Consider the following 26,536-nt stretch of genomic DNA (forward strand, 5'->3'; position numbering starts at 1 on the left):
TCTCCGCTTCGAAAATGCCCTAAAGGGAGACGCTCGTTCATGAGCTTGCCGAAATTTCTGGAAGGCCGCCTGTCCCTGCCGCTGATCGGATCGCCGATGTTCATCGTCTCGCAGCCCGCGCTCGTGATCGCGCAGTGCCGCGCCGGCATCGTCGGTTCCTTTCCTTCGCTCAACGCCCGCCCGTCCGGCATGTTCGAACAATGGCTCCAGCATCTGAACGAAGCGCTGACGGACAGGGATGCGCCCTTCGCCGTCAACCTGATCGTCCACAGGACCAACAACCGGCTGGAGGAGGATCTCGCGCTCTGCGTCAAATATCGGGTGCCGATCGTCATCACCTCGCTCGGCGCGCGGGAGGATGTGAACGAGGCGGTGCACAGCTATGGTGGCATCGTCCTGCATGACGTCATCAACAATGTCTTCGCGCGCAAGGCGATCGAAAAGGGCGCCGACGGCCTGATCGCCGTGGCGGCGGGGGCGGGCGGCCATGCCGGAACCCTGTCGCCCTTCGCACTGGTGGAGGAGATCAGGGCCTGGTTCGACGGTCCACTCGCGCTATCGGGAGCGATCGCGACGGGCCGATCGATCGCCGCGGCGCGGATGATGGGCGCCGACTTCGCCTATATGGGTTCCTCCTTCATCGCGACGGAGGAGGCCAATGCCGAAGCCGCCTACAAGCGGATGATCGTGGACAGCGGCGCGGGCGACATCGTCTATTCGGACGTCTTCACCGGGGTTCTCGGCAATTATCTGCGCCCCAGCATCACCGCCGCCGGTTTCGATCCCGACAAGCTGCCCAAGGCGTCGGACATGGATTTCGCCGATCTGTCGGGGGGAGAGAAGAAGGCGTGGCGCGATGTCTGGGGCGCGGGGCAGGGGATCGGCGCGATTCGCAAGGTCCAGCCTGCCGCCGCCTTCATCGCCCAGCTCAAGGCGGAATATCAGGCCGCCGTCGCCGCCTTCAATTCATAGGGCTTCAATTCAAAGAAATGCGCGCAGTTCCGCGATGAAGCGGTCGAACTGGTCATGGTGCAGCCAATGGCCGGCCTGCGTGAACTCGACCAGCCGGGCGTCCTTGAAATGCGTGGCGCGTCCGTCCTTCACCGGATTGGACGCCCAGCTATCCAGTCCCAGGCACAACAGCGTCGGGCAAGTGATCCGGCTCCAGAATTGGGGCAGTTCGGTGTCGTCCCCCGCCTGCGGCGCCGCATCATGCAGATAGGGATCGAATTTCCAGCGATAGCTGCCATCCTCGTTGCGGTTGACGCCATGGATGGTGAGATGCATCGCCTGCTCGACCGACAGATGGTCGTTACGCTCGCGCATCCGGGCCACCGCCGCCTCGATGGTCGGGTAATGCCGCCTTGTCCGGCGGGCCAGCGTCCGCCGTTTCGCGATCCAGTCCAGCCATTTGTCGGGCGCGGGTTTCTGCGCATCTTCCGCGATGCGGTTGGGCGACAGGCCGAGGCCCTCGATCGCGACGATCTTCGCGACCTTCTCCGGAAACAGCCCGGCATAGCGCAGCGCGATCGATCCACCCAGCGAATGGCCCACCAGGATCACCGGGTCCCGCCCCAGTTGCTCGACCAGTTGCGCCAGGTCATAGACATAATTGGCCGTCATATACGACCCTTCGGCGGACCAGGCACTGTCGCCATGGCCGCGCAGGTCGGGCGCGATGACATGATAGTCCTTCGCCAGGGTCCGTGCCGTCCAGTCCCAGCTTCGCGCATGGTCGAACCCACCATGTATCAGGATCAGCGTCGGCGCGGTGCTGTTGCCCCAGTCCAGATAATGCAGGCGCATCCGCAACGATGTGTAGAAATGCGACGTCGGCGCGGCTGATATACTCATGCGGTCCTGTGGTGAGGAAGGAATGGTGCGGGCGATATTCATGTCTCTTTGGCGAACTCACCTATGGTTGCAAGAGGTGATAGGCAGGAATTGCCTCGTTTTACGCCAGCTTCTTCAAACTTCGGTAAAGATCGGATGATCAGAGGTCGTCCGAATGGGCGGCAAGGCGCACGATACGCTGGCTGCCCTGCGCCGCGCTGATGACGATCCGGGCCAGTTCGGCCTGCTTGAAGGGTTTGTTCAGCCTCGGCCGGGCCGTCATATGCGGCGGCAGTTCGGCAAAACCGGTGATGATGATCACGGGCAGGCCCGGCAATCTTTCCTCGATCGCCTCCGCCAGTTGGGCGCCGGTCATGCCGGGCATCGCATAATCGGTGATGACCAGGTCGACATTGCCTTCTTCCAGCATCCGCAAGGCGTCCACGCCGGACGCCGCCTGGAACACGGTATGCCCCAGCTCCTCCAGCATCCCGGCGGTGTTGGTCAGCACCAGATCATCGTCGTCGACCGCCAATATGACCAGCGGCTCACCGCTGGGTGTCAGGACGTCGCCCGGTTCGGCCATCTCCTTCGCCGCCGGGTCCTGCGGCGCGACCGGCAGCAACAGGGACACGGCGGTCCCGTGCCCGGGCTCGCTGGCGATGGTCAGCGCTCCGCCGCATTGTTCGGCAAAGCCATGGACCATGGATAGCCCCAGGCCCGTGCCCTTGCCGATGCCCTTGGTGGTGAAGAAGGGCTCGCGTGCCCGCTCCAGCGTCTCCGCATCCATGCCCTCGCCTTCGTCTATGACGGACAGGCGCACATAGCGGCCGCTGGAAAGGTCCGGCCGCTGGTCCTTCAGCAGAGCCATTTCGGCTCCCTCGATGATGATGCGTCCGCCCTCGGGCATGGCATCGCGGGCATTCACCGCCAGGTTGAGCAGCGCCAGCTCCAATTGTGCAGGATCGGCATGGGCGGGCGCAAGAAGCAGGGGAAAACGCGTTTCGATCGTGACGCCGCTGCCCAGCGTGGTCTTGAGCAGGTCGGCCATATCCCGCACCAGCGCCACGCAGTCGACGCTTTGCAGCTTCAGTTCCTGCTTGCGTGCGAAGGCCAGCATCCTTTGGGTGAGCGTCGCGCCGCGTTCCGCCGCGGTCATGGCATTGTCGATATAGCGCGACACGTCCGCCCCCGCCGCCAGCCGCTGCCGCGCGAGATCCAGGCTGCCGACGATCACCGCCAGCAGATTGTTGAAATCATGGGCGACGCCGCCGGTCAGCTTGCCGATCGCGTCCATCTTCTGCGCCTGGAAGAACGCTTCGCGCGCCTCCTCCAGCGCCAGTTGGGTCTCGCGCCTTTCGGTGAGGTCGCGGGTGATCTTGGCAAAGCCGATCAGCTCGCCGCCGGGATCGCGAATCGCATCGATGATGACATGCGCCCAGAAACGCGATCCGTCCTTGCGGATGCGCCATCCTTCGGCCTCGAACCGGCCCTCCCGCGCGGCCGTTTCCAGCGCGCGCGTGGGGACGCCGGCGATCCGGTCCTCCTCCGAATAGAAGCGGGCGAAATTCTGCCCCAATATCTCGTCGGTGGTATAGCCCTTGAACCGTTCGGCGCCGGGATTCCAGCTTGTGATCGTACCCACCGGGTCCAGCATGTAGATGGCGTAGTCGGTCACCCCCTGCACCAGCAGGCGGAAACGTTCCTCGCTGCGCCGCAACGCCTCCTGCGCGGCAAGCTGGTCGGTCAGGTCGCGCGTCACCTTGGCGAACCCGATCAGCGTGCCGCCGGCATCCCGGATGGGATCGATGACGACATTCGCCCAGAACCGGGTCCCGTCCTTGCGAACGCGCCAGCCCTCGGCCTCGACCCGGCCCTGCTGCCCGGCCGCCGCAAGCGTGAGGGCGGGGATGCCCGCCGCCTGATCTTCCGGCGTGTAGAAGAGCGAGAAATGCCGGCCGATGATTTCGTCGGACTCATAGCCTTTGAACCGACGCGCGCCCGCATTCCAGCTCATGACGATACCTTCGGTCGACAGCATGGTGATGGCATAGTCGGTGACGCTCTGGACGAGCAATTCAAAGCGGTTTCCAGACCATTCCGGTTCCACCGCGCTCATGGACGATCCTTATGGGATTTATGGGTTTCCTTCCGACAACGCGCTGCGGCCGCGAACGTTCCGCTTGCGAAAGCGATTATTGCGGGCAATGGCGACATTGACTTCACGAAGCCCTCCGCGCCAAGGAGGCGGTTCGCAAGGGAGATGGAAGGCGTTTATGGGTAAGGCCGCAGGGATCACCGTCATCGGCGAAGCGATGCTGGAACTGAGCCGCGCTTCGGCCGCGAGCGGCCCGGAAGACGGCTGGAACCTGCGCTATGGCGGCGACGTCATCAACACCGCCATCCATCTCGCCCGCTCCGGCGACCCGGTGCGCTTCGCCAGCGCGATCGGCGCCGATCCCATGAGTGCGGATCTGCGCGCGTCCTGGGAGGGGGAGGGGATCGACACCTCGCTGCTGCTCGCGGCCGAGGGCTGCCTGCCCGGCCTCTACGCTATAGAAACCGACGCGCAGGGCGAGCGCAGCTTCCATTATTGGCGCGGGGAGGCGGCTGCCAGGCGCATGTTCGACCTGCCCGGAAGCGCCGCAATGGCGGAACGGGCGGCGGAATCGGCACTGCTCTATTTCTCGCTCATCACCCTGGCCATATTACCCGATGCGGCCCGCGAAAAGCTGCTCGCCCTGTGCGAAGCCGTGCGCGCGAACGGCGGCAAGGTGGCCTTCGACGGCAATTACCGCGCCCGCCTCTGGCCGGACGCCGCGACCGCCCGCCACTGGCGCGACCGCGCCATCGCGGTCAGCGACATGGGCCTGCCGACCCTGGCCGATGAGGTCGAGATGGGTGAAGCCGACGATGCCCTGGACGCCGCGAAGCGCTGGGGCGCTGGCCAGGGGCGGGAGGTCGTCGTGAAACTGGGCGCCGAAGGCTGCCTGGTGAATGGAGAGGTCGTCGCACCGCCCGCCAGGCTCACCGTCGTCGATTCCAGCGGCGCGGGCGATGCGTTCAACGGCGGCTATCTCCACGCCCGCCTCTCCGGCCGGGCTCCTCGCGAAGCCGCTCTTTCGGGCCATCGCCTTGCCGGCTGGAATATCGGCCGCCGCGGCGCCATCCCCGCCCGCGACGCGCAGGCGCCCTATGGCGACCTCTGAAATTCTCCGCAGCCATGTCGTTGACGCCATCGGGATCAACGGCTAAGCCGCGTTCACCCGGGCGGGTGTAGCTCAATGGTAGAGCAGAAGCTTCCCAAGCTTACGACGAGGGTTCGATTCCCTTCACCCGCTCCATTTACCTGAAAATCCGGTTCAACCCACCTGCCGCTTGGCCAGCTTCCGCGCCAGCGTCCGCCGGTGCATGCCCAGCCGCCGCGCCGCTTCGGAAATATTGAAGTCGCTATCCTTCAGCACTTCATGGATATGTTCCCATTCCAGCGTCTTGATCGAGGTCGGGCGCGGCGCCAGCGGGGTGGAGGGGTCGCCCGAAGCGTGCGAGAAGGCCGCCTCGATATCGTCGGTATTGGACGGCTTGGCGAGATAGTTGGACGCGCCCAGCTTGATCGCCTCCACCGCCGTCGCGATGCTGGCAAAGCCGGTCAGCACCACGATCAGCATCGCCGGATCATGGGCATGCAGCGTCTGGACGCAGACCAGCCCGGACTCCGCGCCCAGCTTCAGGTCGACCACCGCATGGGTCGGCCTGTGCCCGGCCAGCAGCGCGACCAGCGCCGCATGATTGTCCGCTGTCAGTACCGTATAGCCGCGCCGTTCGAACGACCGTTTCAGCGTCCTGGCGAAGGCCTCGTCATCCTCCACCAGCACCAGCAGGCGTTCATCGCTCATCCGGGCATCTCCTCTTCCAGCCCCACCGTGCCCAGCGGCAGGCGCAGCAGGATTAGCGCCCCGCCGTCCGCGCCGTTGCTCGCGCTGACGCTGCCGCCCAGCTTGCGTACCACATTGACCACCAGGAACAGGCCCAGCCCATGGCCTTCCTTGCCCTTGCTCGACCGGTATGGCTTGCCGAAATCCTCTAGCATCGCCTCGGAAAAGCCGCCGCCATTGTCGCGCACAGCGATGTTGAGCGACGTGCTGTCGCGTCCCACCAGCAGGTCGATATAGGTCGCGCCCGCCTCCCGCGCATTGTCCAGCAGATTGCCGACCGCCTGCCGGATCACCGGATCGGCGATGATGCGCGGATAGTCGTGCGGCCCGAAATCGCAGCGCAGCGGCATGCCGGGATTGGCCTTGCGCCATTCCATGGCGATGCCGTCGATGAAATCGCGCACATTGGTCACTTCCGGCGCCTCGCCCCGCGCCTCGCCGGAGGACAGGAGGATACCGGTCACGATCTCCTTGCAGCGCCGCACCGCCGCCTGCATCTCGTCCACTTCCTCGACCAGCGCGGGATGATCGGTGATCTCCGGCATATGCTTCCAGTCGCCCAGCACCACCGCAAGCTGGGAGAGGGGCGTGCCCAGTTCATGCGCCGCGCCCGAAGCGAGCAGGCCCATGCGGACGATATGCTCCTCCTCCGCCGCCTGCTGCCGCAGCCGGGCGAGATAGGCGTCCCGCACCTGGAGGTTGCGCGTCACCGGCAGCACGAACAGCACCAGCAGCACCGCGATCATGGTGAGGCAGATCCACGCCCCGACGATATGCAGGTCGAACAAATGCCCTTCCAGCGCGCCATTGAGGTCCAGCGGCCGGTAATGCAGCGCCAGCAGCCCCGCGCACAGCGCCGACACGAACACGATCCCCCAGACGCTCCAGCGATCGAGCAGCACCGCGCCCAGCGCCACCTGCACCAGATAGAGCGAGATGAAGGGATTGGTCGCCCCGCCGGAAAGATAGAGCTGCGCCGTCAGCAGCAGCACGTCGAACAGCAGCGAGAGGAAGAGTTCCGCATGGGACACGTCGGTCCGCTTGCGCAGCGCGTGGAAGCTGAGGCCGTTCATCAGTATCGCCATGCCCGCGACCAGCAACATCGGCGCGATCGGCAGATGAATGCCCATGCCGTAATGCACGGCCAGGATCGTCAGCACCTGCCCGGCGATGGCGATCCACCGCAATTGCACCAGCAGCGCCAGATTCTTGCGACCGGCCGCGTCGGCGGGCCACTGGCTGGGCTGCCAGAGGGTGCTGATCGACAGATTGCCGCTCATCCCCGGCGGTCTTTCCACTCCTGGCGCATGACGAACATGTACGCGCCCACGACCATCGCCGCCAGCACGAACCATGTGATGGCATATTGCAGATGGTTGTTGGGGAATTTGATGACGGTCAGCCCGCCGACGGGCAGGCTGTCGGGACCGCAGGCGGCATCGGCATCGATGAAATAACCGGCGAGGGGCCCCTTGATCCCGCGCGCGGCGGCGATCGCGGCCACGTCGCGCGAATACCATCGGTCCCCGTCCGGATCGTTGGAACGCAGGAAGCCGCCGCCCGGCTCGCTCAGCCGCAGCAGGCCGGCCACATGCACCTCGCCCTGCGGCCGCGCATAATCCCTGCGCCTGTCGGGCGGCACGAAACCGCGATTGACGATCAGGGTGAAGCCCTGGTCGGTGACGAGGGGCGTCAGCACCCAGAAACCGGCACCACGCACGGTCACGGCCTGCACCAGCACAGCCTTGTCGTGAAGAAAATGGCCCGAAATGCGCACCCGGCGATATTCATCGGCCCTTGTGGCGGCGCGCGGGGCGGGGATGGGCAGGGCATGGATCCGCGCATCGACGCGGGCGATCAGGTCGCGCTTCCAGCCCAGGCGCTGGACCTGCCATGCGCCGAGCGCGCAGAATCCGGCGAAAAAGAAAAGGGCGATCAGCGTCAGGCCGATCGTAACCGCCGGGGAGCGCCGGCGGCGCTCCCCGTGCTTTGCGGATGTCACGGCATCTCGCTCATATGCTGCATGGCGGACATGTCCGCATGCGGCATCATGTTGTTGTTGAGGTGGTACATGACCCACAGCGATCCCGACAGGACGATGACGACCAGGACGATGGTCAGCATCATCGCCATGAACGACCATCCGCCTTCGACGCGGGTGTTCATGTGCAGGAAGTAGATCATGTGGACGACCACCTGCACCGCGGCAAAGCCCATGATGACCACGCCGGTCAGTTGCGGATCGTTCAGCACGCCCGACATCACCAGCCAGAAGGGGATGGCCGTCAGGATCACCGACAGGCCGAAACCGATCATGTAGCTGCCGAAGCTGCCGTGCGATCCTTCGTCATGATGGTCTTGCGTGTGATCGTGACCATGAGTGTGGACAGCGTCGCTCACCGCAGGACTCCCATCAGATAGACAAAGGTGAAGACGCCGATCCAGATGACGTCCAGGAAGTGCCAGAACATGGACAGGCACATCAGCCGGCGCCTGTTGGCCGGGATCAGGCCCTTTTTCGCGACCTGCACCATCAGCGTGATCAGCCAGATCGAACCGAAGGTGACGTGCAGCCCGTGGGTGCCGACCAGCGTGAAGAAGGACGACAGGAACGCCGAACGCTGCGGACCCGCGCCCTCATGGATGAGGTGCGAGAATTCGTAGAGTTCGATGAACAGGAACGCCCCGCCGAACAGCAGCGTGACGAACAGCCAGCCCTGGGTGGCGCTGACCCGGTTCTTCTCCATCGCCAGCATGGCGAAGCCGTAGGTGATCGAGGAGAACAGCAGCATCGCGGTGTTGAGCGCGATCAGCGGCAGGTCGAACAGGTCCTTGGGCCCCGGCCCGCCGGCATAGCTGCCGCCCAGCACCGCATAGGTGGCGAAGAGGATGGCGAAGATGAGGCAATCGCTCATCAGGTACATCCAGAAGCCCAGATTGGTGCTGTGGCCTTCGTGGAGGTGCGGTTCCTCGGGCAGATGATAGGCCCGAGGTTCCATCGTTGCAGTTGCGCTGCTCATGCGTGTCAGGCTCCCAACGCCGCGAGGGTGCGCGTGCGCTCTTCCTCGGTGCGCGTGACGACATCCGCGGGGATGTAGAAATCGCGCTTGTAGTTGAAGGTGTGGCCGATGGCGACGGCGACGAGGCCGACGAAGCTCAGGCCCGCGAGCCACCAGATGTACCAGATCAGCGCGAAGCCGCAGAGCGTGGCGAGCGCCGCGAGGATCACGCCCGCGCCGGTGCTGCTCGGCATATGGATCGCCTGATAGCCGGAGAGGGGACGCTGATAGCCGTTCTTCTTCATGTCCGCCCAGGTGTCGGTGTCGTAGACGACCGGCGTGAAGGCGAAATTATACTCCGGCGGGGGCGAACTGGTCGCCCATTCCAGGGTACGGCCGTCCCATGGATCGCCCTCCACCTTCAGCTCGTCGCGCTTCCAGATGGAGACCGCGAACTGGACCAGCATGGCGCCGATGCCCGCCGCGATGATGGCGGCGCCGATCCCGGCGATGATGAACCAGATGTGGAGCGACGGATCGTCGAACACGCGCATGCGGCGGGTGACGCCCATCAGGCCCAGGACATAGAGCGGGCCGAAGGCCAGCCAGAAGCCGATGTTCCAGCACCAGAAGCTGACCTTGCCCCAGAACTGGTTGAGCTTGTAGCCGAACGCCTTGGGCCACCAGTAGTTGATCGCCGCGAACAGGCCGAACAGCACGCCGCCGATGATCACATTATGGAAATGCGCGATCAGGAACAGCGAGTTGTGCAGCACGAAGTCCGCAGGCGGGACGGCGAGCAGCACGCCGGTCATGCCGCCGACCGTGAAGGTCAGCATGAAGGCGACGGTCCACATCATCGGCAGCTCGAACCGGATCTTGCCGCGATACATGGTGAACAGCCAGTTGAAGAGCTTGGCTCCCGTCGGGATCGAGATGATCATCGTCGTGATGCCGAAGAAGCTGTTGACGCTGGCGCCCGACCCCATGGTGAAGAAGTGGTGCAGCCACACGAGGTAGGACAGGACCATGATCGTGCAGGTCGCGTAGACCATCGAGGTGTAGCCGAACAGGCGCTTGCCCGAGAAGGTCGAGGTGACTTCGGAGAAGACGCCGAACAGCGGCAGGATGAGGATGTAGACCTCCGGGTGGCCCCAGATCCAGATGAGGTTGACGTACATCATCGGATTGCCGCCGAAATCATTGGTGAAGAAGGCGGTGCCGAGATAGCGGTCCAGCGACAGCAGGACGAGGGTGGCGGTCAGGATGGGGAAGGACGCGACGATCAGGACGTTCGCGCAGAGCGAGGTCCAGGTGAACACCGGCATCTTCATGAGGGACATGCCCGGCGCGCGCATCTTCACGATGGTCGCGATCAGGTTGATGCCCGACAATGTCGTGCCGACGCCTGCCACCTGTAGCGCCCAGATATAATAGTCGACGCCCGTGGCCGGACTGTAGGCGATCCCCGAAAGCGGCGGATAGGCGAGCCAGCCGGTCTGGGCGAATTCGCCTACGAACAGCGAGATCATGACCAGGATCGCGCCGCCCGTCGTCATCCAGAACGAAAAATTGTTCAGGAAGGGGAAGCTGACGTCGCGCGCGCCGATCTGGAGCGGGACGATATAGTTCATCAGGCCCGTGATGAACGGCATCGCCACGAAGAAGATCATGATGACGCCGTGGGCGGTGAATATCTGGTCGTAGTGATGCGCGTTCAGATAGCCTTCGGACCCGTTGAACGCCCAGGCCTGCTGAAGGCGCATCATGATCGCGTCGGCAAAGCCGCGCAGGAACATGATGAGGCCCAGCACCATGTACATGATGCCGATCTTCTTGTGATCGACGCTGGTGAACCATTCCTTCCAGAGATAGCCCCAGAGCTTGAAATAGGTGAGCGCCGCGACGAGCGCCGCGCCGCCCAGCACGACCCCGATGAAGGTCGCGACGACCACGGGTTCATGCCATGGGAAAGCATCCCATGTCAGACGACCGAAGATCATCTGTGTCGTTGTGAGTGTGCCAGTCATGGGCCTTACCGATGCTGCGCGTGCGCGTCAGCGCCGCTATGAGAGGAGTGATCGGCCGGAACGGCATTTGCCGCGCCCGGCGCGTCGGGGGCGGTTTCCTGCCCCTTATTCTCGTCCGACTGCTCGATCACATGGCTATTGGGGAGGTCGTATTTCAGGCCCCTGGTCTCGCGTGCCGATTCCTTGCCCGCGCCGCCCATCATGTTGATGTGCATCAGCTCGCCCATGCAACGCTGGCCATCCTTTGGGCAGAGGTTGACGACCGCTTCGAACAGCTTGGGATCGACGGCGGAATAATAAGCGACCGGCGCCTTTTCGCTCGGCTTGGCCAGCGTCAGATAGACGTTGCGGTCCAGGTTCGCGCCGCCCGCCTTCACCTTCGCCACCCAGGCGTCGAAACCGGCCGGGTCCAGCGCTTTGTAGCCAAAGCGCATGTTGCTGAAGCCCGCGCCCGAATAGTTGGCGGAGAAGCCCACGCCGGCGACCGGCTTGTTGGCGACCGCATGCAACTGCGTCTTCATGCCCGGCATGGCGTAGATCTGCCCGGCCAGTTCGGGAATGTAGAAGCTGTTCATGACGGTCGAGGCGGTGATGTCGAAACGCACCGGCACATTGGTCGGCAGCGCCAGTTCGTTGACCGTCGCGATACCCAGCTCCGGATAGATGAACAGCCATTTCCAGTCGAGCGCCACGACCTCCACCGTCAGGGGCTTCACCTTGGGGTCGATCGCGGTCTTCGCGTCGATCCGGTCCAGCGGCCGATAGGGATCGAGCTTGTGCGTGCTCACCCAGGTCAGCGCGCCCAGGCAGATGATGATCAGCAGCGGTGCCGACCAGATCAGCAGTTCCAGCTTGGTGGAGTGATCCCAATCCGGATCATAATCCTTTTCCACCGCCTTGTTGGCCGAGCGATAGCGCCAGGCGAAGAAGACGACGAGCGCCATGACGGGGACGACGATCAGGAGCATCAACGCGGTCGAGATCAGGATCAGATCGCGCTGCTGCACCGCAATATCGCCCGACGGGTTCATCACGACCCAGTCGCATGCCGTCAGCGGCAGCGCCAGAATCGGAGCGGACCAGCGGAGAATCCGGGTCCAGTTGGGGGAAAGGGGGTGTGACATGATCGCGCGCCTACGCCTTCCGTCCGGAGCCGAACATTGGACAGTTTGTCCCATTGTGCGCAGATGCAAAAAATGCTTGAGCTGTGGGATACTGCTTAGACTCTGCGGGTTTTCTGTTATGTTGCCTTTCCGTGGCCATCGGCAGAACATAAAAGCGTTCCGGTGGCTTAGCCAAGGAGCGGATGCCAATGAGTTCACAGGCCATGACCTTCACCTCCCGATCGCTGGAGGATGATGCGCGCCTGATCAATGCGCGGGACCACAAGATCGCGCCGGGTGATATTTCCATTGGTGTGATCATTGGTCGCACCTCCGAATTCTTCGATTTCTTCGTCTATGCCATCGCTTCGGTGATCGTTTTCCCGAGCCTGGTCTTCCCCTATGTCGATGCGCTGACGGGAACCCTTTATTCCTTCGCGATCTTCGCCGTGGCATTCATCACGCGGCCGATCGGTTCGCTGATCTTCATGGCCATCGACCGCCACTTCGGGCGCGGAACGAAGCTGACAGCGGCCTTGTTCCTGCTGGGCGGATCGACCGCGTCGATCGCCTTCATGCCTGGATATGCGACCATTGGCCACTATGCTGCGGTCGTACTGGTCATTTTGCGCGCCGCGCAGGGGATCGCGCTCGGCGGAACCTGGGACGGCCTCGCTTCGCTGCTGTCGCTCAACGCGCCCCAGCACCAGCGCGGCTGGTACGCCATGGTGCCGCAGCTTGGCGCGCCGCTGGCGCTGCTGGTGGCGAGCGGCCTGTTCGCCTTCTTCCTGATGACCCTGACGAAGGCGGACTTCCTCGACTGGGGCTGGCGCTATCCCTTCTTCGTCGCCTTCGCGATCAACGTCGTGGCGCTGTTCGCCCGCCTGCGGATCGTGGTGACGCATGAGTTCGAGCGCCTGTTCGAACAGAAGGACCTCCAGCCCTCCGAAGTCCTGCCCACCGTCAAGGCGGAGGGGCGCAACATCATCATCGGCGCCTTCGCCCCGCTGGCCAGCTTCGCGCTGTTCCACATGGTGACGGTCTTCCCGCTGAGCTGGGTCGCGCTCTTCACCGATCAGCCGCTGGAACGCTTCCTCATCATCGAGATGATCGGCGCTTCGGTCGGGCTGCTGGCGATCGTCGTCTCGGGCTTCATCGCGGACCAGATCGGCCGCCGCTCGCTGCTCGCCTGGTCGGCGCTCGGCATCGCGATCTTCAGCGTCATGGCGCCGCTGCTGCTCAACGGCGGCGATCTCGGCGAAGTCGCCTTCATGATCCTGGGCTTCATGCTGCTGGGCCTCGCCTTCGGCCAGTCCTCGGGCGTGGTGGCCTCCAACTTCGCGACCGAGGCACGCTATACCGGCTCGGCGCTCACCTCCGACCTCGCATGGCTGGTCGGCGCCGGCTTCGCCCCGCTGGTGGCGCTGCTGCTGTCGGTGAAGTTCGGCCTCGCCGCCTCGGGCATCTACCTGCTCTCCGGCGCGGTGGCGACGATGGTGGCGCTCTACATCAACAAGGAACTGGCGGCCCGCGACCGCTAGGATGGGGGAGGGGGAGGCGCTATCGCTTCCCCCTTGTCCACGCCTCCCTCATTTTCGCCAAAGCCTTCCGGTCGAACCATCCCGTGGGCAGCGGCCTCGACCGAAAACGCGGCAACCATGCGCCATAAAGCGCGTCCATCCGCCCCGGCAGCCCCGACACTCCCTCGCTGGCCATGATGTCGGAAATGATCCGGTTCTGGAAAAAGCGCACCGAATAATTGGTCATGCGCCGATATTGCATGCGCAGCGTCGACGGCCGCCACAGGCTCACCGGCTCGCAACGAAAGCCCGCCTCCTCGCAGGCCAGCACGCGCTCCCGCTCCCAATCCGCGTCACGCCCCAGATCGGTGTGCGCCCATGCCGCCACCAGCCCGTCGTCCCCGACCAGATCCTCGGGCAGCCTCAATCCGCGCGCCCTGATCGCCGCCACGAACCGCCCCGACAGCGCATAGAGATCGCCGAACAATCCGCGCTCTTCCCTCAGGCTGCGGCGATAATGCTCCACCGACCGCCCATTGACCGGCATCCCCGCCGCCGCATGGGCATCCGGCCGCGCCGCAAGATCCGCCGCCAAGGCATCGATCGACCCGGCGACGATTTCCGCATCCCCGTCCATGAAGACGATCATAGCCTCGCCGCCGTCCAGCAGCTCATGGACGAAATGGTTCCAGGTCCGCGCCTTGCCCCCCTCGGCCAGCTCGTGCACCACCACATTCGTCCGTCCGCCAGCCGCCTCCCGCGCCCGCGCGGCAGTCTTGTCCGTCGACCCGTTCACCAGCACATGAAAGACCGTATCCCCGCGGTCGAGCGGAAGGGAGGCAAGGCAGGCCCCGATCCGCCGCTCCTCCTGATGCGCGAAGATGCCGACAGCGACGCCCATCGCCCTTAACGGAAATCCCAGCCCTGCTGCCCATGCTGCGCCAGGTCGAGCCCCTCGGCTTCCGCCCGCGCGCCGATCCGGGCGGGCACCACCACCGACAGGATCAGCGCGATGATCGCCGATCCGATCATGGCCCAGATCGCCACCCCCGCAATGCCGATGATCTGCGCCACCAGGGCGCCGCCCAGGCTGATCCCCGCCGCAAAACCGACCCCGCCCAGCGCGGGCAGGGCAAAGGGCACCAGCAACAACATGCCCGTCAGCCCGCCAATCCCATGGATCAGGAAAATATCCGCCGCGTCGTCGATCCGCGCCCCTAGCAGCCCCTTGCCGATCCGGCAGAGCAGCGCGGCGATCAGCCCGATCGCCATCGCGCCGCCCGTTCCCACCACGCTGGCCGAAGCGGAAATCGCCACCAGCCCGGCCAGGGCTCCCGACACCGGACTTGTCGCCGTCACCCGGCCGGCGTCGATCCGCTCCACCAGCATCCAGCCAAATGCCCCCGCGCAGGCGGCGAAATGGCCGTTGAGGATCGCCGTCGCCGCCTCGTCGCTCGCGCCGAAGGCCCAGCCGCCGACCATGCCTGCCCAGCCGATCCAGAGCAGCACGCCGCCCGCCAGCCCCAGCACCGGGGCATGTCCCGTTGGAACGGCCTGCCGCTTGCCGACGATCAGCACCAGCGTCAGCGCCGAAAACCCCGCGCACAGATGAACGACCAGCGCCCCTGCAAAGTCCATGACGCCCAGATGCGCCAGCCACCCGCCGCCCCAAACCCAATGTACGACAGGGGCATAGACCAGCAGCAGCCAGAGCAGCGCAAAGGCCACCATCCACCCCATCCGCACCCGTTCCGCCACCGCGCCGGGCAACAGGCAGGCGGCGAAGGTCGCCAGCGCCATCTGAAACAGGACGAAGGCGGATTCCGGCACGGTCGATCCGTCCCGCAACGCCCCCAGATCGGCCAGCAGGATATTCGCCCCGCCGCCCAGCCAGCCGCTGCCCGGCGCATAGGCCAGGCTGTACCCGATCAGACCCCAGAGCAGCGAAACCCCCGCCGCCACCACCAGCCCCTGCACGATCACCGACAGGCCGCTGCGCGCATGCACGAGTCCCGCATGACGCAGCGCCAGTCCAGGCAGCGCCGCCAGCAGCACCAGCACGCCGCACAGGATCATCCACGCCGTATCGCCGCTATCGGCGACGGCAACCTGCGCCATGGCCGCTTGCGGCGACAGCAACGCGGAAAGGAAGGAAAGGGCAAGCAAAGCGCGCATCAGGCAATCCGGCAATCCAGAATTCGGCCCTGCCGTAACGCATCCGGAGTAAAGACTTGCCTAACCCTGGTCGTGGCAGCGAGGATATTCCGGGCCGCAAGCGGGGGGCAGGGGGCGGCGCGAACGAAGCGAGATTCCAGTCTCGCCCCGTCAGCGCCTGCCTCCCTGCTCAATAAGCCTCCCCGCCACAATTGATCCGCCCCGTTCCGCGATTGTCGACGCTGCAAGCCGCCTTGCCCGTCACCGTCACGTCGCCGGAACCCGATGCCGTCACCTTGGCGGCCCCTTCGGCAGTCAGCGCGACCGTACCCGGCCCGTCATTGACGACCGTCGCCTGCCGCGCCCGCAGGGCTTCCGCCGCCACCGCGCCCGGCCCCGTCACCCGAATATTGGCAACCCCGGCCCGTCCGGCCAGCGTCGCGCGCCCGGCCCCGGCCACACTGAGGTTGATCTGTTCCAGGTCGACCGCCGCCACGCGGACGTCGCCATTGCCGCCCAGCACGATCTCGCCGCGCAGCCCCTTCATCCGGCTCGCCGATACCGAACCGCCGCCGGTCAGCACGATCCGCCCCAGATCGCCGGTCGACAGCCGGATCACGGCGCGCCCGCCGCTTTTCTCGCCCGGCTGCGCCTTCGCCATGGTCACGGACAGCAAACGGCCGGACACGTCCAGCTTCAGCCTGTCGAGTGCCGCCTGGTCCCCCTCGGCCCGCGCCGAGGCGCCCGTGCCGGTGGTGATGACGACCTCGACCGGCGCGTCCACCCGGATCGCGTCGAAACTGGTGACGGTAAAGCCCCGCGTCGCTGCCTGGGCCGGGCCGGCCAGCCCCAGCGCGATGCCGGGCACGACCGTCATCAGGGCGCGCAATGCGCTTCGCCCGTTCCCATGCGCTTGATCGTACACTGGGCCTTGCCTTTCACGCTGACGTCGCCGGTTCCCATGATGCTGATAGCGACCGGCCCGTCGGAGGCAAGATCGACATCGCCGGTCCCCATCACATGGACATCCGCCTTGCCCGCCTTCAGCCCCGCGGCCTCCACATTGCCCGCCCCGGTGGTGGAGAATGACGCACTTCCCACCGTCCCGGCCAGTTCCACATCGCCCGATCCGGTCAGTTCCGCCCGCAATTCGTCCAGCTTCACCGCCCCGATCCTCAACGCACCCGTGCCGGTCAGCGACAGGTCGATCGCCTTGCCCTCCGCCCGGTCCAGCGTCATCTCGCCCGTGCCGGTCAGGGCCAGCGCCTCTACCGTCGGCATGGTGACGCGGATGGTCGCGCCCTTGCCGCCGTCCCACAGGCTGGACATGCCCGATTTACGCCCGATCTTCAGCCGCCCGTCCTCGACGCGGATGTCGAGCCTGCCGACGGTCTTGGGGTCGCCCTCGGGCTTGACGGAAAAGCCGTTGCCGATGGTGATGACGACATCGTCCGGCCCGGTCGCCTCGACGGCGTTGAAGTCCCTGAACGCCGCCCGGTCGCCGGCGGTCTGCGCCTGTTCGGGGGTCGGTTCAGGACTGCGGCCGCAGGCACCCGTCATCAGGACGAGGGCAGCCGCCAGCATCTGCGAACGGGGCAGGGGCATGGCTATCTCCCAACTGTATTGCTCATATAGTACACAAGGGGCGTGGCGGTTCCAACCCCCCTTGTTCGTCGCACAGGATCGGGCATGATGAACATCCTGCGGCAAAAGGGGGTAAGCGATTGATGCGCAAGTTGGTTTCCGGGCTTTTCCTCCTCCTGTCCCCATGGGTCGGCAGCGCGGCCGCCATGGCCGCTCCGGACGATCGCGCCGCCCTGTGGTGGAGCCATGTCCAGATCCTCGCCAGCGATGCCTATGAAGGGCGGGGCACCGGCAAGCCGGGCTATGACAAGGCGGCGGACTATGTGATCGGCCAATTGCGCGCGCTCGGCCTCCAGCCTGCCGGAACCGACGGATACAGGCAACCGGTCGCCTTCGTCGAACAGGTGATATTGGCGGACGGCAGCAGCGCCCGGCTGGTCGGGCCGCAGGGCGCGACGCCGCTTTCGGTCCCCGGCGACATCATCTTTTCCGGCAGCGGTGGTCCCGTGCCCGAGGCGCTGGACGCGCCCTTGGTCTTTGCCGGCTATGGCCTGCACCTGCCCGAAGCCGGCCATGACGATTTCGCCGGACTGGACCTTAAGGGCAAGATCGTGGTGGTCCTGTCCGGCGGCCCTTCGTCCATTTCCGGCGCGCTCAAATCCCATGCCCGTTCCGAACGGGCGGGCTGGCTGGCGAAGCGGGGCGCGCTGGGGCTGATCCAGCTCGTCACGCCCAGGCAGGTGGAAATCCCGTGGGGCCGCCGCACGGCGCTATCGAGCCAACCGGCGCTGTTCTTCAAGGACGCGGCCCTGCGCGACGCCGCCACGCCCTTCCTCACCGCCCAGTTCGATCCGGCGAAATCGGCGCTGCTCTTTGCCGGGTCGGGCCATGATTTCGCGCAGATCGCCGCCGCCGCCGACCAGTCCGCGCCCGTGCCGTCCTTCGCGCTTGCCCAGCGCCTCGATGCCAGGGTGGCGACCCGGCGCGCCGAACTTTCCTCGCCCAATATCATTGCCGTCATGCCGGGCACGGACCGGCATCTCAAAAAGGACTATGTCGTCCTCTCCGCCCATCTGGACGGCTATGGCATCGGCACGCCGATCGACGGCGACGCGATCTACAACGGCGCGATCGACAATGCCTCGGGCGTCGCCAGCCTGCTGGAAATCGCCCGTGCCCTGCGGCAGGGCAAGGTGAAGCCCAAACGCTCGATCCTCTTCGCCTTCGTCACGGCGGAGGAAAAGGGGCTGCTGGGTTCCACCTATTTCGCCCGCCGCCCGACCGTGCCGCGCAAGGCGATGGTGGCGGACCTCAATTTCGACATGGCACTGCCGATCTTCCCGCTCACCAGCGTGACGCCGATCGGCTACGACCAGAGCAGCCTCGGCCAGGATGCGGCCGCGGTGAGCGCGCAGATGAACCTGCCGATCACGCCCGATCCCTTCCCAGACCGCAACGTCTTCATCCGCTCGGACCAGTACAGCTTCATTCGGGAGGGCATCCCCGCGCTGTTCTTCAAATATGGCTTCAAGGCGGACACGCCGGAGGCGACGGTGGAGAAGGCCTGGCGTGCCAACATCTACCATTCGCCGAAGGACGATGCGAACCAGCCGGTGATGCCCGCCGAATCTGTGAAGCTCAACGATTATGTCGCCGCCGTGACCCTGCGCGTCGCCAATGCGCCGGACCGGCCGCAATGGAATGCGGACAGCTTCTTCCGCCGCTTCGTGAAATAGGGATCAGGCCTCGTACAGTTCCAGCGGCAACCCATCCGGGTCGGCGAAGAAGGTGAAGCGCCGCCCCGTATGGGGATCGATCCGTATATCCTCGCAGGCGACGCCAGCCGCCTCCAGCCGCGCCACTTCCGCGTCCAGATCGTCGACCGTGAAGGAAAGGTGGCGCAGGCCGCAGGCTTCCGGCCGGGTCGGACGGGGCGGCGGCGCGGGAAAGGAAAACAGCTCGATCTGCGCATTGCCCGCGTCCAGATCGCATTTCCACGATTGCCGCTCGTCGCGCCACACCTCCCGGATCACGGCAAGGCCCAGTATCTCGGCATAAAAGGCCCTGGACCGCGCATAGTCGGAACAGATGACCGCGATATGATGGATGGCGCGCATGTCGGTCGCCCTATCACAGCGGCGGCATCGCCGGAACCTTGATCCCCCCGGCCGGGCGGCCTACACCCCCGGCCATGACTCACGCCTCCTATCCGGCGCTTCGCCTGCGCCGCACCCGCGCCTCGGCCTGGAGCCGGGCGATGCACGCCGAAAACCGGCTTTCGCCCAGCGACTTCATCTGGCCGCTTTTCGTCACCGAAGGGAGCCAGGTGGAAGAACCCATCCAGTCGCTCCCCGGCGTCTCCCGCTGGTCGGTGGACCTGATGGTCGAGCGCGCAAGGGAGGCGCAGGCGGCGGGCATTCCCTGCCTCGCCCTCTTCCCCAACACCCAGCCCGAACGCCGCAGCGACGACGGCGAAGAGGCGCTCAATCCCGACAATCTCATGTGCCGCGCCATCCGCGCGATCAAGGACGCGGTGCCCGACATCGGCATCCTGACCGACGTGGCGCTCGACCCCTATACCGCCCATGGCCAGGACGGCCTGCTCGACGAAGCGGGCTATGTCGTCAACGACGCCACGATCGACGTCCTCATCGGCCAGTCGCTCAACCAGGCGGCGGCGGGCGCTGACATCATCGCCCCCAGCGACATGATGGACGGCCGCGTCGGCGCCATCCGCGAGGCGCTGGAGGAGGAAGGCCATGCCAATGTCCAGATCATGGCCTATTCCGCCAAATATGCGAGCGCCTTCTACGGCCCGTTCCGCGATGCGGTCGGCTCCAGCGGACTCCTCAAGGGCAACAAGAAAACCTATCAGATGGACCCCGCCAACAGCGAGGAGGCCCTGCGCGAAGTCGCCCTCGACATCGCGGAAGGCGCCGACAGCGTGATGGTGAAGCCGGGCCTGCCCTATCTCGACATCATCGCCCGGGTGAAGGACCGGTTCGGCGTGCCCGTCTTCGCCTATCAGGTGTCGGGCGAATATGCGATGCTGGAGGCCGCCGCCGCCGTGGGCGCGGGGGACCGCGACGCGCTGGTGCTGGAAACGCTGCTGGCATTCAAGCGCGCGGGCTGCTCGGGCGTCCTGACCTATCATGCGCTCCATGCGGCGCGACTGCTCGGAGCCTGACATGACCGATCACCCGGAAACCACGATCATTCCCTTCAACGGCAAGGCGCCGAAAATCCACCCCAGCGCGTTCATCGCGCCGGGCTGCCGGATCATCGGCGATGTGGAGATCGGCCCCGACGTCAGCATCTGGTATAATTGCGTGATCCGCGCGGACGTGAACTTCATCCATATCGGCGCGCGCACCAATGTTCAGGACGGCACGGTCATCCATTGCGACAGCCCCGGCGACCGCATCGACGGCCGTCCGGAGGAAGGGTGGCCCTGCATCATCGGAGAGGATGTGCTGATCGGCCATATGGCGATGGTCCATGGCTGCGTTCTGAAGGACCGCGCCTTCGTGGGCCTGGGCGCCATCGTCATGAGCGGCGGCACGATCGAGAGCGACGCCATGCTCGCGGCGGGCGCGCTGCTGTCGCCGGGCAAGACCGTGCTGCACCGCCAGCTCTGGGCAGGCCGCCCCGCCAAATATATGCGCGACCTGTCGGACGAAGCGCTGATCGACATGCGCGAGGGCGTCGACCATTATGTCCACAACGGGAAAGCGCATAAGGGCGCGGTGAGGGCAGCGTTCGCTTCGGACTGAACCAGCCCAGGGATTATATGAATCATGCTCCTGCCTTCGCAGGAGCATGAAATGCTCAGATCAGGGTTGCGCCAACCGTCCCTTGAGCACATCCAGCCGGTCATTCTGCCCATCGACGATCGCCAGTACGGTTCCCCGCGCCGCATCGATCATATCGATGCCGCCGCTGACCTTGCCCTCCGAAACCGCATTGCTGCGTTCGACATAGAGCACGTCCAGGCTCGCCAAAGCCGAAACGCTGTCATTGCGCGCCGACTCCAGCGCGCTCAACGCCGTCTGCGCCGCCACCCAGGCCTCGCTCGACACCGCCGACCCGCTGGCCGCCTTCGCCGCCTTGTCCGCCGCGGGCCAGGCCTTGTCGAAGGCCGCGCCGCCCGCCTGCGCCTGCGCGGTCAGCCGGTCCACATTCTGGATCAGCTCCGGCTCCGGCGCGACCGGGGAGGGCTGCGGCGCGGCCTCCGCGATCGGCGCGCCTTCGATGGCCCGCTTGGCGAGGGAGGGATAGCCCTGAAAGGTGCTCGCGCAACCGGACAGGAACAGGGCCAGAGAGGGAAGGAACCGCCGCGGAATCATGATGTGCATCTAGGATGGCACCCGTCCGGACGCAAGCTCAGCGCGGCAGTGACGCCGCCTCGCGTGCCAACGCCTCGATCTTCACAGGATCGACTGGCCCCTTGGGCACGACCCAGCTCCCGCCCACGCATTTGATGAAGGGTTTCGCCAGCCACCTGGGCGCGCTTTCCGCCGTGATCCCGCCGGTCGGGCAGAAACGCGCCGTGTGCAGTGGCGCCGCCAGAGCCTTCAAGGCAGGCAAGCCACCCGAAGTCTCCGCCGGAAAGAATTTGAAATGCGACAGCCCCATGTCCAGCCCACGCATGATATCGCCTGCCGTCGCCGTGCCGGGCAGGAAGGGAATTCCCGCCGCAATCGCTGCCTTGCCCAGCGGTTCGGTCAGGCCGGGACTGACGATGAACCGCGCGCCCGCCTCCATCGCTGCGTCGAGTTGCGCCGGATTGAGCACCGTTCCCGCACCGACCACCGCGCCCTCGACCTTCGCCATTTCCCGGATCACGTCCAGCGCCGCAGGCGTCCGCAGCGTCACCTCCAGTGCAGGCAGCCCGCCCTTCACCAGCGCCTGCGCAATCGGCAACGCGTCCTCGACCCGTTCGACCACCAGCACCGGGATGACCGGCGCCAGTTCCATCACCTGTTCCACGCTCAAGGACATTATTTCTTCTCCCGAAAGGCTGCGGCGGCGCCGTACAGCCCGATTTCGTCATGCATCGCCAGCCGGATCGGCACGGATTTCATCAGGCTCTCGAACCGCCCCTTGGCGGTGAATCGCTGATGGAAACCGCTCTGCGGCAATAACTCCCGCATCCGCTGGGTCAGCCCGCCCGCCAGCACCACACCATGCGGCCCCTGCGCCAGCGCCAGGTCGCCCGCGACCGAGCCGTAGGACAGACAGAACCGCTCGAACGCCGCCCGCGCGAATTCGTCCGTGCCGTCGATCGCCGCCTGCCACAATTCGGCATCCTCCATCAGCACGACCCGGTCATGGCCGATGGTCGCCATCGCCTTGTAGATATTGTTGAGCCCCGGCCCCGACACGATCCGCTCGGTCGACACACGCAGGAACTTGTCCCGCAGATAGGCGAGGATCTTCTCCTCCAGCGGGTCCAGCGGCGCGAAGTCCAGATGTCCGCCCTCGGTCGCGATGACATGCGGCTCGCCATCGTCGAAGGCGATCATGGCGACGCCCAGCCCCGTGCCCGGCCCCAATATCGTCACCCCGCCGTCACGCGGAAAAGGCCTGTCCTCCCCGAACAGCAACGGCAGATTCTCTTCCGGCAGGCGTGCGACGGCATGGGCCACCGCCTCGAAGTCATTGACCAGCCGCAGATGCTTGAGCCCCAGTTCTTGCGTAAGCGTATCGGGCCGGATCACCCAGGCGCTGTTGGTCAGCTTGATCACCTCGCGCCCGATCGCGGTCGCAAAGGCGATGGAGGCGGAAGCCGGCAGATCGCCGCCCTCATCCGCGACGAATGCCGCCCAGCAGGCCTGAAGGCTGGGATAATCGGCGACCTTATATTTGCGCACCTTGCCCAAAGTCGGGACATTGCGCGCATCCAGTCTGGCGCGGGCGAGGCGGGCATTGGTCCCGCCAATATCGGCTGCAATAATCTCGGTCACAAAGACCTCTCCATTTATATCGTCATCCCGGCGAAAGCTGGGATATCCCGCGTGAGCGCACGGCATCGCCTCACAAGATCCCAGCGTTCGCCGGGATGACCGGGGGTGGGCTTTAAACTTCGGTTTCCATCGCCGCGAGGATCGGCGAGGCGCCGCTCTCCGCCAGATCGCTATGCTGCCGGAACAGCGCGAACAGCTCGCGCCCGGTATCATAGGGGGCAGGGGGCGCCGCCGGAACGTCCCGCGCCTCCCACTCGGCCGCATCCACCAGCGCCGTGATCTCGCCCGTCTCCGCGCAGACCCGGACGACATCGCCGTCGCGCAGCCTGCCGATCGGACCGCCGCCCAAAGCCTCGGGCGAAAGATGAATGGCCGCAGGCACCTTGCCCGAAGCCCCCGACATGCGCCCGTCCGTCACCAGCGCGACGCGGAAACCCCGGTCCTGCAACACGCCCAGCGCCGGGGTCAGCTTGTGCAATTCCGGCATCCCGTTCGCCTTCGGGCCCTGGAAACGCACCACGACCACGACATCGCGCTCCAGTTCGCCCGCCTTGAAGGCGCGCAGCACATCGTCCTGATCGTGGAAGACCGCCGCGGGCGCCTCGATGGTCCAGCGCTCCTTGTCGACCGCGCTCACCTTCATGACGCAACGGCCCAGATTGCCCGACAACAGCTTCATGCCGCCATCCGGGCTGAAGGGATCGGATACCGGCCGTAATATGCTTGTGTCCCGCGATTCCGGCACGTCCTTCCAGACCAGCGCCTCGTTCTCCAGCACCGGCTCCTGCCCATAATCGGCCAGGCCCCGGCGCGCGACGGTCGGAATATCGCCGTGCAGCAGGCCATTTTCGAGCAGTTCGCGGATCACGTAGGAAATCCCGCCCGCCGCGTGGAAATTGTTCACATCGCCCGATCCGTTGGGATAGACCCGTGCCAGCAACGGCACGACATCGGAAATCTCGGCGAAATCGGTCCAGTCGATGATGATGCCCGCCGCCCGCGCCATGGCGGGCAGGTGGATGGCATGGTTGGTCGACCCGCCGGTCGCCATCAGGCCGATGATGGCGTTGACGATCGCCTTTTCATCGACGCAATGCCCCAGCGGCCGATAATCGTCGCCGTCCCAGCCGATCCGCGACAATTGATGCACCGCCGCCCGCGTCAATTCCTGCCGCAATTTGGTGCCCGGATGCACGAAGGAGGCGGCGGGCATGTGCAGGCCCATCATCTCCATCATCATCTGGTTCGAATTGGCCGTGCCATAGAAGGTGCAGGTGCCCGCGCCATGATAGCTGGCGCTTTCCGATTCCAGCAGCTCCTCGCGGCCCACCTTGCCCTCGGCATAAAGCTGGCGGATGCGCACCTTCTCCTTGTTGGCAAGGCCCGACGGCATCGGCCCGGCGGGGACGAATATGGTCGGCAGATGCCCGAAACGCAGCGCGCCGATCAGCAGGCCGGGCACGATCTTGTCGCAAATGCCCAGCATCAGCGCGCCTTCGAACATCGCATGGGAGAGGGCGATTGCCGTCGACAGCGCGATGGTGTCGCGGGAAAAGAGCGACAGGTCCATGCCCGCCTGTCCCTGGGTCACGCCGTCGCACATCGCGGGGACGCCGCCCGCGACCTGCGCGGTGCAGCCGATCTCGCGCGCCGCCAGCTTGATCTGCTCAGGGTAACGGCCATAGGGCTGATGCGCCGAAAGCATGTCGTTATAGGCGGTGACGATGCCGAAGTTCATCGCCGCGCCGGTACGGATGACAGCCTTGTCTTCGCCGCTCGCGGCAAAGCCATGGGCCAGGTTCCCGCACGAAAGCTGGGCGCGGTTTGTCCCCGCATCCCGTCCGCGCTCGATCAGGCTCAGATATTTGAGACGCGAAGCGGCACTGCGCTTCGTGATACGCTCGGTGACCTTGGCGATCACCGGATGAAGATCAGTCATTCCAGCTTGCTCCGTCACGTTCGATAAGGGCAATGGCTGAGGAGGGGCCCCAGTTCCCGGAAGAATAGGGCGAAGGCTTCACGCCGGCCTCTTTCCACCCGTCGATGATCGAATCGATCCAGGTCCATTGCGCCTCCACCTCGTCCCGGCGCACGAACAGCGTGGCGTCCCCGGCCAACAGGTCCAGGATCAGCCGCTCATAGGCGATGCGGCGGCGCTGCCCGGCAAAGGCGGCGGTCAGCGACACGTCCAGCGTCACCTCCTCCAGATGCACGTCGCGCTCCAGCCCCGGCCTTTTGCTCATGATCAGCAGCCGGATATATTCTTCCGGCTGCAACCGGATGATGAGCGTGTTCGGCTCCAGACCGGACCCGCCATTGCGCCCGAAGATGGAATGGCGCACCGGCTTGAACTGGATCAGGATTTCCGATTGGCGCGTCGGCATGCGCTTGCCCGTGCGCAGGTAGAAGGGCACGCCCTGCCAGCGCCAATTATCGATATGGGCCTTCAATGCCACGAAGGTTTCGGTGTCGGACGGCCTGCCTAGTTCGTCGGCATAGCCGGTGACGATCTGCCCGCCGACCGCGCCGGGCGTATATTGGCCGCGAACGCTGTGGGTCTTGACCGTTTCGGCGGTCATCGGCCGCAGCGATCGCAGCGCCTTCACCTTTTCGTCGCGCACGGCGGTCGGGTCCATCCGCGCGGGCGGCTCCATGGCGATGATCGACAGGATTTGCAGCACATGGTTCTGCACCATGTCGCGCAGCGCGCCGACCCCGTCATAATAGGAAACCCGGCCCTCAAGGCCCACCGTCTCGCCCACGGTAATCTGCACATGGTCGATGGCGGTCGCGTTCCACAGCGGCTCGAACATCACATTGCCGAAACGCAGGGCCAGCAGGTTCTGGACCGTTTCCTTGCCCAGATAATGGTCGACGCGGAAAATCTGGTCTTCGGCAAAGAGGGCGCCGATACCGTCATTGACCTCCTTCGAAGAGGCCAGGTCCTTGCCGATCGGCTTTTCCATCGCGATCCGCGTCCGGGGCGTGATCAGCCCCGCCTCGGCCAGTCCCTGCGCGGTCGGCGCGAACAGGGAAGGGGGCGTCGAAAGATAGACCGAAACGCCCTTGTCCAGCCGTCCGTCCAGCCGCTCGCCCAGCGCCTTGAACTGGCCGGCATTGCCCGCCTCGACCGACTGATAGACGATCATGCCGCGCAGCCGCTCCGCAATCTCCGCATCATAGCGGTCGGCGGCCAGGAATTTCCGCAAGGCGGCATCGATATCGGCGCGGAACTGCTCGTCGGTGAATTCGGACCGCCCCGATGCGATGATCAGGAAATCATCGGGCAGCAGGCCGTCGGCCAGCAGATTGTAGAGCGAAGGAAAGATCATCCTGTGCGCCAGATCGCCGGTGGCGCCGAACAACAGGAACGTGGCAGACGGTTCGGTCAAAGGATGCCCCTTTTCCGTTG

25 protein-coding genes and 1 tRNA gene are annotated in these 26,536 nt (G+C 65.4%); 7 read left to right on the forward strand and 19 right to left on the reverse strand.

What is annotated here, in order from left to right; genetic code table 11:
- Nucleotides 1–39 precede the first annotated feature (39 nt).
- A complete protein-coding gene (locus tag CAF53_RS14140) occupies nucleotides 40–972 on the forward strand; it encodes a nitronate monooxygenase family protein (protein ID WP_100238391.1) in 933 nt (310 codons plus the stop codon).
- 9 nt (nucleotides 973–981) lie between these two features.
- Here CAF53_RS14140 and CAF53_RS14145 read toward each other — a convergent pair whose 3' ends face one another.
- Nucleotides 982–1,854 carry an alpha/beta hydrolase gene (locus tag CAF53_RS14145; RefSeq protein ID WP_100238827.1) on the reverse strand — a complete coding sequence of 291 codons (873 nt, stop codon included), beginning with the start codon at nucleotides 1,852–1,854 and terminating at the stop codon, nucleotides 982–984.
- A gap of 139 nt (nucleotides 1,855–1,993) precedes the next feature.
- Nucleotides 1,994–3,952 (reverse strand): PAS domain-containing sensor histidine kinase, encoded by a 1,959-nt coding sequence (locus CAF53_RS14150; RefSeq protein WP_100238392.1) that lies wholly within the window; start codon nucleotides 3,950–3,952, stop codon nucleotides 1,994–1,996.
- Between the two features lie 157 nt (nucleotides 3,953–4,109).
- On the opposite strand from CAF53_RS14150, the gene CAF53_RS14155 reads away from it, so the two are divergent.
- Together CAF53_RS14155 and CAF53_RS14160 are read left to right on the forward strand one after the other, a co-directional pair.
- Nucleotides 4,110–5,042 (forward strand): sugar kinase, encoded by a 933-nt coding sequence (locus CAF53_RS14155; RefSeq protein ID WP_100238393.1) that lies wholly within the window; start codon nucleotides 4,110–4,112, stop codon nucleotides 5,040–5,042.
- A 61-nt stretch (nucleotides 5,043–5,103) separates the two neighbouring features.
- A tRNA-Gly gene (locus tag CAF53_RS14160) sits at nucleotides 5,104–5,177 on the forward strand.
- A gap of 18 nt (nucleotides 5,178–5,195) precedes the next feature.
- Here the strand turns inward: CAF53_RS14160 and CAF53_RS14165 are convergent.
- The 7 genes from CAF53_RS14165 to cyoA are packed head-to-tail and all read right to left on the reverse strand — an operon-like array spanning nucleotide 5,196 to nucleotide 11,921.
- Complete coding sequence (locus tag CAF53_RS14165) at nucleotides 5,196–5,729, reverse strand: response regulator transcription factor (protein ID WP_046765984.1); 534 nt, start codon at nucleotides 5,727–5,729, stop codon at nucleotides 5,196–5,198.
- Nucleotides 5,726–7,048, reverse strand: a complete 1,323-nt coding sequence (locus tag CAF53_RS14170) for an ATP-binding protein (RefSeq protein WP_046765983.1) — start codon at nucleotides 7,046–7,048, stop codon at nucleotides 5,726–5,728. Before CAF53_RS14170 ends, CAF53_RS14165 begins: the two co-directional genes overlap by 4 nt.
- Nucleotides 7,045–7,770, reverse strand: a complete 726-nt coding sequence (locus CAF53_RS14175) for an SURF1 family protein (RefSeq protein ID WP_100238394.1) — start codon at nucleotides 7,768–7,770, stop codon at nucleotides 7,045–7,047. The genes CAF53_RS14170 and CAF53_RS14175 overlap by 4 nt, the downstream gene beginning before the upstream one ends.
- Nucleotides 7,767–8,168 (reverse strand): cytochrome o ubiquinol oxidase subunit IV, encoded by a 402-nt coding sequence (gene cyoD / locus CAF53_RS14180; protein WP_046765981.1) that lies wholly within the window; start codon nucleotides 8,166–8,168, stop codon nucleotides 7,767–7,769. The genes CAF53_RS14175 and cyoD overlap by 4 nt, the downstream gene beginning before the upstream one ends.
- The gene (gene cyoC / locus CAF53_RS14185; RefSeq protein ID WP_046765980.1) at nucleotides 8,165–8,788 is read right to left on the reverse strand and encodes a cytochrome o ubiquinol oxidase subunit III; all 624 of its coding nucleotides are present in this window, start codon (nucleotides 8,786–8,788) and stop codon (nucleotides 8,165–8,167) included. Before cyoC ends, cyoD begins: the two co-directional genes overlap by 4 nt.
- 5 nt (nucleotides 8,789–8,793) lie before the next feature.
- Nucleotides 8,794–10,797: a cytochrome o ubiquinol oxidase subunit I gene (gene cyoB / locus CAF53_RS14190; protein ID WP_100238395.1), complete on the reverse strand. Its 2,004-nt coding sequence runs from the start codon at nucleotides 10,795–10,797 to the stop codon at nucleotides 8,794–8,796.
- A gap of 5 nt (nucleotides 10,798–10,802) precedes the next feature.
- Nucleotides 10,803–11,921 carry a ubiquinol oxidase subunit II gene (gene cyoA / locus CAF53_RS14195; protein WP_100238396.1) on the reverse strand — a complete coding sequence of 373 codons (1,119 nt, stop codon included), beginning with the start codon at nucleotides 11,919–11,921 and terminating at the stop codon, nucleotides 10,803–10,805.
- 188 nt (nucleotides 11,922–12,109) lie between these two features.
- Between cyoA and CAF53_RS14200 the strand changes: the two genes are divergently transcribed.
- Nucleotides 12,110–13,441: an MFS transporter gene (locus CAF53_RS14200; RefSeq protein ID WP_046765977.1), complete on the forward strand. Its 1,332-nt coding sequence runs from the start codon at nucleotides 12,110–12,112 to the stop codon at nucleotides 13,439–13,441.
- A 19-nt stretch (nucleotides 13,442–13,460) separates the two neighbouring features.
- On the opposite strand, the gene CAF53_RS14205 is transcribed toward CAF53_RS14200, so the two are convergent.
- From CAF53_RS14205 to CAF53_RS14220, 4 genes are all read right to left on the reverse strand, one after another.
- Nucleotides 13,461–14,321: a glycosyltransferase family A protein gene (locus tag CAF53_RS14205; protein WP_046765976.1), complete on the reverse strand. Its 861-nt coding sequence runs from the start codon at nucleotides 14,319–14,321 to the stop codon at nucleotides 13,461–13,463.
- A 5-nt stretch (nucleotides 14,322–14,326) separates the two neighbouring features.
- Entirely contained in the window at nucleotides 14,327–15,595 is a 1,269-nt protein-coding gene (locus CAF53_RS14210) for an ammonium transporter (RefSeq protein ID WP_100238397.1), read from the reverse strand.
- 169 nt (nucleotides 15,596–15,764) lie between these two features.
- Nucleotides 15,765–16,451, reverse strand: coding sequence for a DUF2807 domain-containing protein (locus CAF53_RS14215; RefSeq protein WP_100238828.1), 687 nt, complete (start codon nucleotides 16,449–16,451; stop codon nucleotides 15,765–15,767).
- A complete protein-coding gene (locus CAF53_RS14220; RefSeq protein ID WP_100238398.1) occupies nucleotides 16,451–17,179 on the reverse strand; it encodes a head GIN domain-containing protein in 729 nt (242 codons plus the stop codon). Before CAF53_RS14220 ends, CAF53_RS14215 begins: the two co-directional genes overlap by 1 nt.
- A 122-nt stretch (nucleotides 17,180–17,301) precedes the next feature.
- On the opposite strand from CAF53_RS14220, the gene CAF53_RS14225 reads away from it, so the two are divergent.
- Nucleotides 17,302–18,894: a M28 family metallopeptidase gene (locus tag CAF53_RS14225; RefSeq protein WP_100238399.1), complete on the forward strand. Its 1,593-nt coding sequence runs from the start codon at nucleotides 17,302–17,304 to the stop codon at nucleotides 18,892–18,894.
- Nucleotides 18,895–18,897: 3 nt separating this feature from the next.
- Here CAF53_RS14225 and CAF53_RS14230 read toward each other — a convergent pair whose 3' ends face one another.
- Complete coding sequence (locus CAF53_RS14230) at nucleotides 18,898–19,275, reverse strand: VOC family protein (RefSeq protein ID WP_100238400.1); 378 nt, start codon at nucleotides 19,273–19,275, stop codon at nucleotides 18,898–18,900.
- A 74-nt stretch (nucleotides 19,276–19,349) separates the two neighbouring features.
- On the opposite strand from CAF53_RS14230, the gene hemB reads away from it, so the two are divergent.
- Together hemB and CAF53_RS14240 are read left to right on the forward strand one after the other, a co-directional pair.
- Nucleotides 19,350–20,345 carry a porphobilinogen synthase gene (hemB, locus tag CAF53_RS14235; RefSeq protein ID WP_100238401.1) on the forward strand — a complete coding sequence of 332 codons (996 nt, stop codon included), beginning with the start codon at nucleotides 19,350–19,352 and terminating at the stop codon, nucleotides 20,343–20,345.
- Between the two features lies 1 nt (nucleotide 20,346).
- Nucleotides 20,347–20,931, forward strand: a complete 585-nt coding sequence (locus CAF53_RS14240; protein ID WP_100238402.1) for a gamma carbonic anhydrase family protein — start codon at nucleotides 20,347–20,349, stop codon at nucleotides 20,929–20,931.
- 60 nt (nucleotides 20,932–20,991) lie between these two features.
- Here the strand turns inward: CAF53_RS14240 and CAF53_RS14245 are convergent, their stop codons facing one another.
- The 5 genes from CAF53_RS14245 to zwf all read right to left on the reverse strand — a co-directional run bounded on the left by CAF53_RS14245 (nucleotide 20,992) and on the right by zwf (nucleotide 26,516).
- A complete protein-coding gene (locus tag CAF53_RS14245) occupies nucleotides 20,992–21,504 on the reverse strand; it encodes a hypothetical protein (RefSeq protein ID WP_100238829.1) in 513 nt (170 codons plus the stop codon).
- Between the two features lie 37 nt (nucleotides 21,505–21,541).
- A complete protein-coding gene (eda, locus tag CAF53_RS14250) occupies nucleotides 21,542–22,159 on the reverse strand; it encodes a bifunctional 4-hydroxy-2-oxoglutarate aldolase/2-dehydro-3-deoxy-phosphogluconate aldolase (protein ID WP_100238403.1) in 618 nt (205 codons plus the stop codon).
- Complete coding sequence (gene glk / locus CAF53_RS14255; protein ID WP_100238404.1) at nucleotides 22,159–23,124, reverse strand: glucokinase; 966 nt, start codon at nucleotides 23,122–23,124, stop codon at nucleotides 22,159–22,161. The genes eda and glk overlap by 1 nt, the downstream gene beginning before the upstream one ends.
- Before the next feature lie 112 nt (nucleotides 23,125–23,236).
- On the reverse strand, nucleotides 23,237–25,063 hold the full coding sequence (gene edd, locus CAF53_RS14260) for a phosphogluconate dehydratase (protein WP_100238405.1): 1,827 nt from the start codon (nucleotides 25,061–25,063) through the stop codon (nucleotides 23,237–23,239).
- Nucleotides 25,056–26,516 carry a glucose-6-phosphate dehydrogenase gene (zwf, locus tag CAF53_RS14265; protein ID WP_100238406.1) on the reverse strand — a complete coding sequence of 487 codons (1,461 nt, stop codon included), beginning with the start codon at nucleotides 26,514–26,516 and terminating at the stop codon, nucleotides 25,056–25,058. Before zwf ends, edd begins: the two co-directional genes overlap by 8 nt.
- Between the last annotated feature and the right edge of the window lie 20 nt (nucleotides 26,517–26,536).

The organism is Sphingobium sp. LB126, from assembly GCF_002795205.1.
Classification (GTDB): domain Bacteria; phylum Pseudomonadota; class Alphaproteobacteria; order Sphingomonadales; family Sphingomonadaceae; genus Sphingobium; species Sphingobium chungbukense.

Excerpts from the sequence above, each read along its gene's own strand:
- CAF53_RS14225 (WP_100238399.1), top strand. The coding sequence starts at position 17,302 with ATGCGCAAGTTGGTTTCCGGGCTTTTCCTCCTCCTGTCCCCATGGGTC.
- CAF53_RS14220 (WP_100238398.1), bottom strand. The coding sequence starts at position 17,179 with ATGCCCCTGCCCCGTTCGCAGATGCTGGCGGCTGCCCTCGTCCTGATG.
- cyoB (WP_100238395.1), bottom strand. The coding sequence starts at position 10,797 with ATGACTGGCACACTCACAACGACACAGATGATCTTCGGTCGTCTGACA.
- CAF53_RS14150 (WP_100238392.1), bottom strand. The coding sequence starts at position 3,952 with ATGAGCGCGGTGGAACCGGAATGGTCTGGAAACCGCTTTGAATTGCTC.
- CAF53_RS14165 (WP_046765984.1), bottom strand. The coding sequence starts at position 5,729 with ATGAGCGATGAACGCCTGCTGGTGCTGGTGGAGGATGACGAGGCCTTC.
- cyoC (WP_046765980.1), bottom strand. The coding sequence starts at position 8,788 with ATGAGCAGCGCAACTGCAACGATGGAACCTCGGGCCTATCATCTGCCC.
- CAF53_RS14200 (WP_046765977.1), top strand. The coding sequence starts at position 12,110 with ATGAGTTCACAGGCCATGACCTTCACCTCCCGATCGCTGGAGGATGAT.
- CAF53_RS14215 (WP_100238828.1), bottom strand. The coding sequence starts at position 16,451 with ATGACGGTCGTGCCCGGCATCGCGCTGGGGCTGGCCGGCCCGGCCCAG.
- CAF53_RS14140 (WP_100238391.1), top strand. The coding sequence starts at position 40 with ATGAGCTTGCCGAAATTTCTGGAAGGCCGCCTGTCCCTGCCGCTGATC.
- CAF53_RS14155 (WP_100238393.1), top strand. The coding sequence starts at position 4,110 with ATGGGTAAGGCCGCAGGGATCACCGTCATCGGCGAAGCGATGCTGGAA.
- edd (WP_100238405.1), bottom strand. The coding sequence starts at position 25,063 with ATGACTGATCTTCATCCGGTGATCGCCAAGGTCACCGAGCGTATCACG.
- CAF53_RS14240 (WP_100238402.1), top strand. The coding sequence starts at position 20,347 with ATGACCGATCACCCGGAAACCACGATCATTCCCTTCAACGGCAAGGCG.
- CAF53_RS14210 (WP_100238397.1), bottom strand. The coding sequence starts at position 15,595 with ATGCGCGCTTTGCTTGCCCTTTCCTTCCTTTCCGCGTTGCTGTCGCCG.
- CAF53_RS14230 (WP_100238400.1), bottom strand. The coding sequence starts at position 19,275 with ATGCGCGCCATCCATCATATCGCGGTCATCTGTTCCGACTATGCGCGG.
- cyoA (WP_100238396.1), bottom strand. The coding sequence starts at position 11,921 with ATGTCACACCCCCTTTCCCCCAACTGGACCCGGATTCTCCGCTGGTCC.
- CAF53_RS14170 (WP_046765983.1), bottom strand. The coding sequence starts at position 7,048 with ATGAGCGGCAATCTGTCGATCAGCACCCTCTGGCAGCCCAGCCAGTGG.
- hemB (WP_100238401.1), top strand. The coding sequence starts at position 19,350 with ATGACTCACGCCTCCTATCCGGCGCTTCGCCTGCGCCGCACCCGCGCC.
- CAF53_RS14245 (WP_100238829.1), bottom strand. The coding sequence starts at position 21,504 with ATGATTCCGCGGCGGTTCCTTCCCTCTCTGGCCCTGTTCCTGTCCGGT.
- eda (WP_100238403.1), bottom strand. The coding sequence starts at position 22,159 with ATGTCCTTGAGCGTGGAACAGGTGATGGAACTGGCGCCGGTCATCCCG.
- CAF53_RS14205 (WP_046765976.1), bottom strand. The coding sequence starts at position 14,321 with ATGGGCGTCGCTGTCGGCATCTTCGCGCATCAGGAGGAGCGGCGGATC.
- CAF53_RS14145 (WP_100238827.1), bottom strand. The coding sequence starts at position 1,854 with ATGAGTATATCAGCCGCGCCGACGTCGCATTTCTACACATCGTTGCGG.